This window comes from Desulfobulbaceae bacterium, from assembly GCA_013792005.1.
Lineage (GTDB): Bacteria > Desulfobacterota > Desulfobulbia > Desulfobulbales > VMSU01 > VMSU01.
This window is the reverse complement of sequence record VMSU01000192.1, coordinates 15477-27744: the sequence shown is the minus strand read 5'-3', so window position 1 is coordinate 27744 and position 12268 is coordinate 15477. Positions and strand designations below refer to the sequence as shown.

At 54.4% G+C, this 12268-nt stretch carries 11 protein-coding genes; all 11 read left to right on the top strand.

Annotation, left to right across the window (positions count from 1 at the left end; genetic code table 11):
• Positions 1–15: 15 nt before the first annotated feature.
• The 11 genes from FP815_12540 (at position 16) to FP815_12490 (ending at position 12253) form a co-directional block, all read left to right on the top strand.
• Positions 16–1647, top strand: coding sequence for a hypothetical protein (locus FP815_12540; GenBank protein ID MBA3015756.1), 1632 nt, complete (start codon positions 16–18; stop codon positions 1645–1647).
• Positions 1602–2459 carry an AAA family ATPase gene (locus FP815_12535; protein ID MBA3015755.1) on the top strand — a complete coding sequence of 286 codons (858 nt, stop codon included), beginning with the start codon at positions 1602–1604 and terminating at the stop codon, positions 2457–2459. Before FP815_12540 ends, FP815_12535 begins: the two co-directional genes overlap by 46 nt.
• Positions 2460–2461: 2 nt before the next feature.
• Positions 2462–3508, top strand: coding sequence for an HD domain-containing protein (locus tag FP815_12530; GenBank protein ID MBA3015754.1), 1047 nt, complete (start codon positions 2462–2464; stop codon positions 3506–3508).
• 6 nt (positions 3509–3514) lie between these two features.
• Positions 3515–3814, top strand: a complete 300-nt coding sequence (locus FP815_12525) for a PqqD family protein (protein ID MBA3015753.1) — start codon at positions 3515–3517, stop codon at positions 3812–3814.
• 2 nt (positions 3815–3816) lie between these two features.
• Positions 3817–4890 carry a radical SAM protein gene (locus FP815_12520; GenBank protein ID MBA3015752.1) on the top strand — a complete coding sequence of 358 codons (1074 nt, stop codon included), beginning with the start codon at positions 3817–3819 and terminating at the stop codon, positions 4888–4890.
• Between the two features lie 298 nt (positions 4891–5188).
• Positions 5189–5368: a hypothetical protein gene (locus FP815_12515; protein MBA3015751.1), complete on the top strand. Its 180-nt coding sequence runs from the start codon at positions 5189–5191 to the stop codon at positions 5366–5368.
• Positions 5368–6234 (top strand): hypothetical protein, encoded by an 867-nt coding sequence (locus tag FP815_12510; GenBank protein ID MBA3015750.1) that lies wholly within the window; start codon positions 5368–5370, stop codon positions 6232–6234. Before FP815_12515 ends, FP815_12510 begins: the two co-directional genes overlap by 1 nt.
• A complete protein-coding gene (locus FP815_12505; protein ID MBA3015749.1) occupies positions 6234–7493 on the top strand; it encodes a nucleotidyltransferase family protein in 1260 nt (419 codons plus the stop codon). The genes FP815_12510 and FP815_12505 overlap by 1 nt, the downstream gene beginning before the upstream one ends.
• Positions 7466–8599, top strand: a complete 1134-nt coding sequence (locus FP815_12500) for a hypothetical protein (protein ID MBA3015748.1) — start codon at positions 7466–7468, stop codon at positions 8597–8599. The genes FP815_12505 and FP815_12500 overlap by 28 nt, the downstream gene beginning before the upstream one ends.
• Before the next feature lie 7 nt (positions 8600–8606).
• Positions 8607–10889 carry an AAA family ATPase gene (locus tag FP815_12495; protein ID MBA3015747.1) on the top strand — a complete coding sequence of 761 codons (2283 nt, stop codon included), beginning with the start codon at positions 8607–8609 and terminating at the stop codon, positions 10887–10889.
• Entirely contained in the window at positions 10886–12253 is a 1368-nt protein-coding gene (locus FP815_12490) for a hypothetical protein (GenBank protein ID MBA3015746.1), read from the top strand. The genes FP815_12495 and FP815_12490 overlap by 4 nt, the downstream gene beginning before the upstream one ends.
• Positions 12254–12268 lie beyond the last annotated feature (15 nt).

The following is a 12268-nucleotide window of genomic DNA, read 5'->3' as shown; positions in this document are numbered from 1 at the left end:
TTACTGGAAAACCTCATGAGTACAGACACTTTGACCATTTCACTCTCGAAGCCTGGCATTATCGCCGGATGGATTTCCCTGGTCATTCTGTTGCTGCCAACCACACAAGGATACCTTCACTCTGCAGGCCACCGCTGGTTCTCAGTTTTTGCCATTGCCTTAGGAGTCGCCTGGGTTGCCACTCCCTTGATCCGCCAGCTAGCCTTCACTCTCGGCGCGCTGGACTGCCCCGATTACCGAAAAACCCACAAGACGCCCACTCCGCTGCTAGGCGGCCTGGCAGTATACCTAGGCTTTCTGACGGCGCTGGCGGTAAACACCATCTTCGACCGCCAAACCATTGCCATCTTAGTTGCCGGTAGCGGCATCATGGCGATCAGCGTATGTGACGATATCCACCCTCTGTCCGCCAAACTCAAACTTGCCGTCCAGATCTTCGCCACCACCCTCGTCATTTGGGCCGGGGTCTCAATTCAGATCTTCCCCAGGCATGGGGTCGAACATTGGATCAGCACCCTCAGTCTTATTGGCAACATCATGCTCACCTTCCTCTGGATCGTCGGCATCACCAATGCCATGAACTTCCTCGACGGCATGGACGGTCTAGCCACTGGACTCAGCGCTGTCATTGCCCTTTTTCTCTGCCTTGTCTCTTTCCAAACCAACCAACCCCAGCTCGGCTGGTTCGCCCTGGCCATGCTCGGAGCCTGCTTAGGATTTTTGCCCTACAATTTCCGGCCCCATAATTCAGCCCTCATCTTTCTGGGAGACGCAGGCAGCACCTTCATGGGCTTCACCCTGGCCTGCCTGGGCATTCGCGGCGACTGGTCATCGGAGAGCCAGCTGGTCTCCGTCTTCACCCCGACTCTACTCTTCGGGGTGCTGATCTTCGACATGATCCACACCACCATCGCCAGAATATATACCGGCAAGGTCCGATCTTTCCGCGAATGGGTGGACTATGTGGGACGGGATCACATCCACCACCGGCTCCAGCGACTCTTTCAATGCCGCAAGAAAGCGGTGCTATTCATCCTGGCCATCTGCGGCTGCCTCGGCATCAGCGCCGTGATCATGCGCCATGTCGATGTGTTCCACGCCACCCTGCTAGTCGTTCAGGGGAGCATTGGTTTCTTGATGTTTTCCACCGCCAACTTTTTCCAAGAGCGCACCTTCGTCAAAATCCGGCAGGAACGTGACGGCTTCAGAATCCAGGAATGCCTCGACATCACCCTGAGCATAACTGGCACTGATGTCAAAGCCATTCTCCTTGACATCAGTGCCAACGGAGCCAAGATCCTGGTCCCTGCCGACTCACCAATAGACCAAGGCATCAATATCATCATGGCAGGCGGCGCACTCGACACCCTGGGCGAGCCCCCACCAAACGCCACAGTAGTCTGGAAACGAGCCGCCATCCTCGACGAAAATATCGCCCATTATACTGACGGCTTTTGCGAGTGCGGCATCCAGTTCAGTAATTTTTCCAGTAACGGATTTTTTAATTTCGTTACCGGGTTGCATCAACAACAGATCACGGAAAGAAGAAAACGCCTGCTCAAAGAGGCTCCGGACTCAGCCCCTCTGGCGCCAACCGACTCATGTCACTATGGGACAACAAAACAGCCAACCCTCTCTCCCAGCTGATCGCGATTATTATGTACTGCGCCCACTGGCAACTTAAGGAACCGCCCTTTGAAAATGTCCCCGATTCACGGTTCGTATACTTGAGCGCCCACCACGAAGAGGCCTTGATGCGACTACTCTATACGGTAAACGGACGAAAGGGGGCATGTCTGCTCACCGGTGACATCGGCTGCGGCAAAACCACTATCAGCTGCCTGCTCAGAGAGAGACTTCGGGGTGAAAATTACCAGATCGCCATGGTCAACAACCCTACTCTAGGAACCTCAGAGTTGCTGCGGGAGATCCTCACTCTGCTCGAGATCCCAGTTGATGATCGAGCGGACAAACTCCACCTCATCCACGCCCTGCGTCAGAAGCTGAAAGACAACATGCACCGGGGAATTGACTCCATCATCATCATCGACGAGGCCCATCTCATCCGCACCGAGGAGAGCTTTGAAGAGTTACGACTCCTGCTTAATCACCATCTGGACAATAGATTTCTGCTCACCTTGATCCTCGCCGGCCAGCCTGAACTCAAAGATCAGATCAGTAAGATCCCGCAATTCTCCCAACGGATACCCATCCGCTATCACTTACAGCCCTTCAACTTTGTGGATACCTGCAAATACATTCAATTCCGGATGCAGCAAGCCGGAGGACGCCCCAAGATTTTCACCGCCGGGGCAGCAAGAAAAATATTTTCCGGGTCCGCTGGCATCCCCCGTCGGATCAATACCATCTGCGACATGAGCCTGTTAGCCGGATTTATAGAACACAGCCACAAGGTTGATGAAGCAATGATCAATAAAGTTATCGCTGAGGAGATGTAACCATGGTGAACATTGCCCAGGCAATGCGCCGTCCCGCAAAGCACAATTCCTTTACAGACCTACCGGAATCCCCTCAAGGCCTCCACCTCTCCCTTGAACGCACCGAGTGGCTGCCAATGTCACCACCAGAGGCATACAAACAACTCATTATCTCCCTGAGCGAAATCGGCGCCCAGGTAGAAAAAGATAAACCATTCAGCCCCAATCGATGTGTCCGTATCCTGGATCAACTCCTTGATTACCCCACTCACTTCGTCAATGACCTGCACTCTCTTACCTTTCACTTGCCCAAACACAAGGAGAGTCTGGCCAGACACGCCGTGCATGTCACCATCAACGCCTTAATGATGGGGAGAGCCATGGGCTTCGGGCGGAAGACACTGCTTACTCTGGCCACAGCCGCACTATTTCATGAATTAGGCATGCACGCGATCCCTCCCTCCATCCGCGAGAAACAGGCAGCCCTGACCCCTGATGAGTTAGACGTCATCCGCCAGCACCCGGATATCGCCTCATCCCTGCTGTTAAACTGCGGCATGTCATGGCTTGATACCGCAATGATCATCCAACAGGAGCACGAACGGATTGATGGCAGCGGCTATCCCCGGGGACTGCGCGGCAACACCATCCTGCTCAGCGCCTCGATCATCGGTCTGCTCGATTTTTATGAATCTCTCATTAATTCCCGTCCCCATCGCAACCGAATCTCGGCAGCAGAAGCAACCATGGCCTTGATCAAACAAGGAAAAAACCTCTTCCCACCAGCTGTGATCAAACATTTTCTCAACCTCTACTCGTTCTATCCGGTCTCAAGTTATGTCCGCTTAAACAATGGCGCTATTGCTGTGGTGACAGGTGTCAATTCACTGGCCCCCATGAAACCAGTAGTCAAACTTGTGGCCGACGCCCATTGGCAACCAGTGACAGGGGCACAAACCATCGACCTGACCAAGATCTCCCTGCTTTACATCAAAGAGGTCCTCAGCGAGAACATGGTTCGAGAGAAAACCGGCTGGGATAGCGCTGCCGGACAGAGTTTCATGGGGTGATCCTTAATGCGCAACGACGATTCCTTATCATCATGCTTCCGTGACAACGGCTCCTACGTCAGCCGCCGGATTGGCGACGAAATCATTCTGGTTCCCATCCGACAGCACGGCGCAGAACTCCACAGCATCGTCAGGCTCAATGATGTCGCAGCGTTTATCTGGGAAAAACTGGACGGCAAATCACCCACCAACGCCTTGACAACGGCCATCATAGAGTGCTACCAAGTGGACGAAGAGCAGGCCGCAGCCGATCTTGACACACTCCTACGCCAACTGCTCGAAATCAACGCCATTGAGGCTGCCTGACCATGCCAGCCGCATCAGATACATGCCTCTCTCATGATTGGCACCTCAGGCTCCAGCAACAGGCGGTCACTGATCACATCCCCTTATCCGGTACCCTGGAACTGACATATCGCTGCAACCTCAACTGCATTCACTGCTACTGCAATGAACCTGCGACCAGCAGAGGCACCGAACAAGAACTGACCACCGCCGAGTGGTGTGCCACAATCGACCAGATTGCCGATCTCGGTGGGCTATGGCTACTGTTTACTGGCGGCGAATGCCTGCTTCGTCCCGACTTCAAAGAGCTTTGGATCCATGCCAAGAAGAGAGGTCTCCTGCTTACCCTCTTCACCAACGGAACACTCATAACTTCCGAGCTGGCACAATTTCTTCGCGACTGGCCGCCATACAGCGTGGAAGTGACCATTTACGGCTCCACTCCAGCCACCTGCTTAAGCGTAACCCGAACCCCAAACAGCCTCGCCGCCTGTCTGGCCGGAATTGACTATCTCTGCCAGCAAGGAATCAAACCAAAGCTCAAGACCATGATCCTTCGCCATAATCATACTGAACTTAATGCCATACAGTCCATCGCCGAGCGGTTAGGGCTTGAATTCCGCTTTGATGCCCAACCCCACGCCAGACCAGGAGCAAGCCCCGGCTCTGTCGAAAGTTTCCGCCTCAGTCCTGACCAAGTGGCAGACCTTGACCGGGACGATTGCATACGGTGGCAGGCCTGGCAAGACTTTGCCGCCACCATAGTTCCCAAAAGTGGGTCGCGGACGCTTTTTCCCTGTAGCGCCGGCTTGAGCACTTTTCATATCACGCCATACGGTAGCCTCCAACTGTGCGGCATGATCCCTGATCTGGCCTGGGATCTACGAAACGGCTCTTTCCACGAAGGCTGGCATCATGCTCTGCCCCAACACCGCGAAGCAACAGTGGAGGTCTCGCAGTGTTTTACCTGCGAGCATTTTGATCTCTGCAACCAATGCCCCGGGTGGTCGACGGTGGAACACAATCATTTGCTGAAACCGGTAGAATTTCTCTGCCAGGTAACCAAAGCGCGTGCCAAGCTGCTGACAGCATCGTGACTGTATGCTCCAATCACTAAAAACACTTGCCAAATCCTTGATGGCGTCGCAAAAAGTCCGATCTACTGCGTTGCGTGGCGTTTTTGCTCGTTCGGCATACCATATGTATGGCCTCACTCACAAAACACGCCCCGCGCCTCGGAGTCTCTCTTCGATCGCTTACCTGTATATCGCACCTTTCGGAGTCTCGCAGGCTCGCTTACCTGCTTAGCCATCCCCAGACTTTTTGCGAGATTGTCATCCTTGGTGACTGTAATTTTTCAGCGGCATCTGATGCCACAACCCTATTGAGCAGACCATGTCAGTAAAAAACCAAAAAAACCGCCTGCCCTATATCAAACCGGAAATGATCCTCGTGGCCCTGCTCCAGAGTGAGGCCGTGCTTGCCGCCTGTAAGACCAGAGGCGCCCTGCGCACAGCAGGATTCCGCTGCGACAACCACCAAGGCATGTGCATCAATCGCACCCAGGGATCATAATGACGGCGCCGGCGGCAACGCTCTCCATCGGCGGCTTCAGCTTCCATGAATACCGGGACAATCCTGCCACGACGGCGCTTGCCGCTCAATACCGCCCTTTTATTGCCAACACCGCTCCCTCCGTGACCTGTCATGTCCACACTAAGCCCAGGCCATCGAATGATACCAGGGACTGGAGACTCGTTTTCGATGCCAGCCCCAACTGGACTCTGCATCAAAAACACAATCATCTTCTGTTCCAGACCATGTTTCTTGAGGCCCTCTGTAGCCACGACCTCAACCACTGCGACCTTTTTCCACTTCCCGATACCCCTGAAAACCTCATTTCATTTTTTTCGTACCCCTTAGCCGAATTGATCACCATCTCCCTCCTGGCCCGGCAGGAGGGGATTCTGCTCCATAGCTGCGGGATCGAGGTGGAGGGCCGGGCGTTAGTATTCTGCGGGCCATCCGGCATCGGCAAGAGCACCATGGCCGGGATCTGGCAACGACACGGCTACCGGATTTTAAGCGATGACCGGGTCATTATCCGTCAGATTAACAACCAGCTTGTTGCCTGCGGCACCCCGTGGCACGGCAGCGCTGAACTCGGCAGCCCCACGACTCTTCCGCTGGCAAACATCTACCTCCTTGGCCGCGGCAGCGCCAACCTTCTGGCCCCGATCAACGGAGCCCACGCCATCAGCCTTCTGCTCCAACATAGCTTCTTGCCGTTCTGGGACAAAGAAGCCATGGAGAACTGCTTGGCCTTTTTCGAACATACCCTTCAATATATTCCCTGCTCTACTCTGGAATTTCTGCCTGACGAGCAAGTTATCCCCTTCCTTCTTGCCGCTGGCCCAAGGGCCGCAGGACACAATTTTTGATGATGCCTTTTGCCCCAATCAACACAGCAAAAACACAAACCTGGACAATACTCTTGTCCTGTTGCCAAGACGACAACACGAGCTTTACGCACCTCTGTGACACAGATGCGCCATCCCTCCCCTGGCACGCACTGTGTGACATGGCGCACCAGGAAGGCCTGGCCCCCCTGCTATTCTGGCGCTTACGCCAAGAAGGAGCGCTGAAAAACCTCCACCAATCCTTGACAGAACCCCTCAGCCGAAAGTATTACGCCACCGGCGCGACCGCCGCCTTCTACGCCTCCCAGCTTCGTGACCTGTTACCTCGCTGTCAGGCGGTCGGCCTGCCGGTTATCATCTTGAAAGGGGCGGCACTGGCCGAGTTATACTATCCAAATCCGGCGCTGCGCGCCATGAGCGACATCGATATCCTGGTCAAATCCGAAGATCTCGATGCCCTGAACCTGATCTTCTCCAAGATCGGCTACAAAACGGAAAGCCAACGGCCCGAAGGTCACAGAGATAAGCCGGAAAGGTATCTGACCACCAGGATCTACCGTCGACAAGACAAAGAAGGACTCCCCTTTCACGTCCATACCCATCTGCTCAATTCGACAATTCCCAATGACTATTTCCTCGACAACTTTCCCATAGCCCCACTCTGGAAAGCGGCCCAACCGGTGAAGATTGCGGGAACCAAAGCACTGGTCCTCGACCCCCGCCACCAAGTCCTGCACCTTGCCGAACATAGCCTGCGAGTTACCCATTCTCTAACCAAGCTTCACTATCTGTACGATATCGACCAAGTCGTCCGCAACTCGGAAAAGAAAATTGATTGGCAGGTCCTCTGCCGCGAGGCAGAACATTGGCAGATGGGATCGTTTCTTTACTACCCACTCTCTCTCGCCAGCGAGTGGATTAACACCCCGGTTCCACTCTCTGCCCTCACTCGACTGCAACCGGAAGCGGGACTGCTGGAACGCTTTTTTCACACCCTGCTGGCTAACAACATCCGCCAGCCTGGACTGAGCTACCTCCTGCACCTCTCCCGTCAACCCTCATTCAAGAGACAGCTCGCCTTTGTGGCGCGAACCGCATTCCCACCCCGTCACATTCTAGCCCGCCGCAGCGGCATTCCCCTTGACCAGGTTGGCGCTGTTGTTTATTTACGACGAGTCCTAGAAATAACCTCCACCATACTGACAACAATCAAGGGTAACAGCGCAGCCACCAATTATTTAAACAAAACCGCATGGAGACTCAACGACTCCCAGCCATGACAAGTTCTGCTCTCCAGTCATTATTAAGACTGATCTTCATTCTGCTCCTGACCTGGGGCTGCGCACCACCTCCCCCGCCATCGGCAATCATCGCTGACGCTATGCCTGGAACTACGCCCATACCCCCGGCGAACACGCCGAGGCTTACAGACGCCGAGACGCTAACGCGCATCCAAAGCGCTGAGAACATGTCATTTCTTAATTTCAACGGCCAGACAGAGTACCGTGTCGGCCCCGGTGACGTCCTTGAGATCATCTCGTGGGATGGAATGAAACCTGTAAAGCAGGAAACCATCGTCCGTCAAAATGGCCTTATCTCCTATGCCTTCCTCGATGACATAGACGTCAACGGTAAAAGCATCAGACAGATTGATGACCTGGTCAGCGAAAAACTCACCCGTTACGTCAAGAAAGTACGGCTGGACATCACCGTTAAGACCTTTCAGAGCAAACATGTCCTGCTCTTCGGCGAGATCAATGTGCTGCCCCTCGGCAAAACCGGTCCCGGAAAATATCCGCTGCGAGGCAAGACCTCAGCGCTCGATCTCATTGTCGAAGCAGGAGGCGGCACCGCAAATTCCGACCTCAAGAACGTCGAGCTTATCCGTGACGGCCAACGATATTCCTTAAACCTCTATAACGCCATGTTCAAAGGCGACACCTCCGACAATATCATCCTCGACCACAACGATATGATCACCGTACCGCACCTACCTGGCCTTTCCGAACGAATCTACGTCTTCGGGGAAGTCGTCAACGAAGGGGTCTACCCCTTCAGCAACACCATGAATCTCCTCACCGCCATCGGCCAGGCCGGTGGCTGCAGTCGAACCGCAGTCAGAAGCTCCATCAAGATTATCCGAGGCTATGCCGAAAACAAACCGATTGTACTCGGCGCTGACCTCGACCTGCTACTCAAGGGTGGCGACATCCGGCAGAATATCGAACTTCATGACGGAGATGTGGTCTATGTTCCCCGGACCTTTATCGGGAATCTCAACGAGTTCATCCTCAAGACCACCCCGATGCTGGAGTACATCTTCTACCCCGGCCGCATCCGTGACACCTACGCCAACCCCGACACCCTCCGGGTACTGACCCGGTAAGCAGATTGTGGAATACGACATCAACCTCCAAACATACTGGCTCCTGCTCAAGCGCCACAAAACGCTGATCCTCATCATCGCTCTCAGCATGGGGCTCGGCACCACGGCGCTTGCATTCTTCAACCGCCCGGAGCCCATCTTTGAAAGTATCGCCACAGTAAAAATCGAAAAAAGCAGCACTGCGACAGGCGTTTACCTGGAGGCCATCTCCTGGTCCGGGGCAGACTATTTAGAGACCCAAGCCTCGATCATCACCAGCTATCCCATCCTTGAGAAGGTGGCGGTAGCAATGAACCGAATCAGTGCGGATCTGAGCACAACCACTATCCGCACCGACCCACGCTACATCGCCATCATCATGGAGTTAAAGAATAAGGTCAAAGCAGAACGAGAGGGAAACAGCAACCTGATCAACATCACAGCCCAGGACTTGTCTCCCCGCTTTGCCCAGCAATTAGCCAGCGCCATGGCCCGAGTCTACACGGCAGAGCATACCGCCGAAATCAACAAGCGAACCTACGATGCCCGAAGATTCATCGAGGAACAGCTAGGACATGTGGCCGACCGCTTGCGCAAGGCGGAAGAGTCGCTCAAGGAGTTCGAGGAGACCAACCATGCCATCTCCCTGGACAGCCAGACCACAACCATACTTGGCCAACTGGCCCAGAGTGAAGCCGAGATTGTAGCCATCGAGAAACAAAGGCAAGAGATAAGCGAGGCTCTGACCAGGCTTGATTCAGCCCTCCTCTCGCCACCATCCGCCACCCCGAGCTTTCTGTTCTCTGAGGCGCCGGCAGTCTATACCACCTTGAACACCACGATGGTCACCCTGTTGATGCAGCGACAATCGTTGCTGCTGAACTACACAGCGGAACACCCTGAAATCCAATCCATTGACAGCCAACTGGCCGAGATTTTGCGCAACCTGAGCGCCTCGCTGAAGGAGCAGCTGGCTACCGTTGATCAGCGAATAGCCGCCGCCAGTGACACCTCAACCACCATCAAACAACAACTGGCTGAACTCCCTGGCAAGAGCCTGATGATGGAACGGCTTAAACGAGAGGTGCAACTGAACGAAAACGTTTACTCCCTCCTCGAAAACAAACTTCATGAGGCCCGGATCATGGAGGCCTCCAAGATCGAAGAGGTCATTGTCGTCAAACCGGCGCTTGAGCCCATGGCTCCGATCAACCACACTAGCGTTGCGGTCAAGGGAGTGGCCGGTTTGGCAATCGGGGTCATTCTCGGACTCCTGGCCACTATTCTCAGCGAAGCCATGGACACTTCCCTTGATTCCGTCGATCAAATCGAGAAATTTACTAGCCTTGACGTCCTAGCAACCATAGGGCCTTTAGATCGCGACGATGTCATGACCACAGCCCAATCCCTGCACCAAACACCTATTCCCGACACCAAAAACCTACTCCACATCATCCATCTTCCTGCTCATTTTCTTCCCGGATCAAGAGTCGCTGAAAGTTACCGGGAAATTATGGCTGCCCTCCGCTTGGCCGCTATCGACCGACCATTGAAAACCATCGCCTTTACAAGCGCCTCTGCCGACGAAGGCAAGACCACTGCCCTCTTGAACACAGCCATTGCTCTGACCCAGGCCAATTACCGCGTCCTGGTCATCGAGGCAGACATGCGTCAGCCAATAATCGCCTCGTGGTTCGGGATTCCCCCCACACCTGGACTGACTGACATCATGCTCGGAACCCAGGACCGCCACCAAGCCATCCGCACTATCACCGATTTTATTCTCGGCGAGATGACGGTTGAGGAAGTGACTCTTACTCCCGGACTCGACAACCTCTTCATCCTGCCATGCGGCGCCAGACCGACAAATCCTAGCGAAATCCTGTTCAACCAGAAGTTCCGGAACCTGTTAAAAAATGCGTCCAAACGCTACGACATGATTTTGATCGATCTGCCGCCCATCCTGACCAGCGCCGACACCGCCATTATCAGCAGCCATATCGACGGACTAATCCTGGTGTACAAGGCCGGAATCACCGAACAGCACCTTCTCCGGCGCGCCATAGATCAACTGCGGCAATCAAAAACCAACCCTCTTGGCATTGTGATGAACAGCACAGGCCGCAAGCAGGCGGGGCTCGAGCAAGGACATGACTCGCCGACACGAACCAAACGGGCGCTCGAAAAAACTCTGAGAATAATCGACAAACAGCCATTACCGCAGTTGGGCTCCCATTGGCTCCTGGTTTTGTCCGGTTTCGTCCTCCTGGCCCTGGCCTTTTCCTGGTCACTGATCGGAGTCTCCCCATGACACCAATCAGCCGAACCCATCCGACCCAGTCGATAGCACAACTGACAATGCTTACGGCTATCGCAGTTCTTGGCATTATACTGTCTGTAGTGATTGTCAAAAGCTCGGCCCTTATCTCTTTGGCCCTGGCAGCAGGCCTTTCGCTCAGCCTGATTTGCCTTAACAAGCCCGAGATCGGCCTGCATCTCCTAGTCTTGTCCATGCTCTTATCTCCAGAATTCGGGCAACGAACAGCAGCGGCGGGCGGGGGGTCGAACGTCACTCTCCGGCTCGACGACTTGCTCCTGGCGCTGATCGGCCTCTCCTGGCTGGTCCGAATGGCTACCCACACCAACTTAGGCCTGTTCCTGAAGACTCCCATCAACCGTCCAATATTTCTTTATCTCGCGGTCTGCCTGGTGGCATCAAGCCTTGGAGCGCTGACTGGAAATGTCAAGCCCGTGCGCAGTTTTTTCCATATTATCAAATATTTCGAGTACTATTTCATCTTCTTCATGCTAGTCAACCACCTGGAACGACAAGACCAGATACAACGCCTGGTCGTCACTCTGCTCCTCACCTGTCTGATCACCGACATCTACGGATTACTGCAAATTCCCGACGGCCAGAGGGTCACAGCGCCTTTCGAGGGCAAATCAGGCGAGCCCAATACCCTGGGAGGCTACCTGGTAATGATGACGGCTGTCAGCGCCTCTCTGGCTCTCTACTCTAATAAACGTTGGCTCTCCTTACTGCTGTGGGGTGTGTCCAGTCTCAATATCGTAGTCCTCATGTTCACCAAATCACGGGGCTCTTACCTGGCCTTTATTGCCATGGGCCTGACCCTTCTGCTACTGACCAAGAGGAAGATCATCCTGGTCTTCACCTTGCTGACCATGCTGATTGGCCCCTTTGTCCTGCCCCAAGCAGTCAAGGAACGGATCATCTACACCTTCACTAAACAGCAAAGCTCCCACCTGACAGTCGGTAAGATCGATCTCGATCCCTCGACCTCGGACCGGCTCAAAGGATGGATCGATGGCCTTAAAGCATTGGTCAAGCGGCCACTGCTTGGATACGGAGTAACTGGCTATAGATTCGTTGACAGTCATTTTCTGCTGGTGCTGATGGATACCGGGATCATCGGCTTCCTGGCCTTTGCCGGGTTGATCATCGCCCTGATCAAGGCCGGCTGGCATAGCCTGCAGGCAAGCAGATCGCCTCTCGGCAAAGGTCTGGCAACCAGTTTCCTGGTCTCAACCGCCGCCCTGATGGTTCATGCGCTCAGCGCCAACACCTTCATTATCATCCGCATCATGGAACCCTACTGGTTCCTGGCCGGGCTTACCGTAATGGCCCCTCTCGTAGAGAGGAAAAATGCATAGAACCATACGACACCC

Coding starts and splice junctions, on each gene's coding strand:
- FP815_12530 (MBA3015754.1), top strand. CDS start 2,462: ATGGTGAACATTGCCCAGGCAATGCGCCGTCCCGCAAAGCACAATTCC.
- FP815_12535 (MBA3015755.1), top strand. CDS start 1,602: ATGTCACTATGGGACAACAAAACAGCCAACCCTCTCTCCCAGCTGATC.
- FP815_12505 (MBA3015749.1), top strand. CDS start 6,234: ATGATGCCTTTTGCCCCAATCAACACAGCAAAAACACAAACCTGGACA.
- FP815_12490 (MBA3015746.1), top strand. CDS start 10,886: ATGACACCAATCAGCCGAACCCATCCGACCCAGTCGATAGCACAACTG.
- FP815_12525 (MBA3015753.1), top strand. CDS start 3,515: ATGCGCAACGACGATTCCTTATCATCATGCTTCCGTGACAACGGCTCC.
- FP815_12520 (MBA3015752.1), top strand. CDS start 3,817: ATGCCAGCCGCATCAGATACATGCCTCTCTCATGATTGGCACCTCAGG.
- FP815_12500 (MBA3015748.1), top strand. CDS start 7,466: ATGGAGACTCAACGACTCCCAGCCATGACAAGTTCTGCTCTCCAGTCA.
- FP815_12515 (MBA3015751.1), top strand. CDS start 5,189: ATGTCAGTAAAAAACCAAAAAAACCGCCTGCCCTATATCAAACCGGAA.
- FP815_12540 (MBA3015756.1), top strand. CDS start 16: ATGAGTACAGACACTTTGACCATTTCACTCTCGAAGCCTGGCATTATC.
- FP815_12510 (MBA3015750.1), top strand. CDS start 5,368: ATGACGGCGCCGGCGGCAACGCTCTCCATCGGCGGCTTCAGCTTCCAT.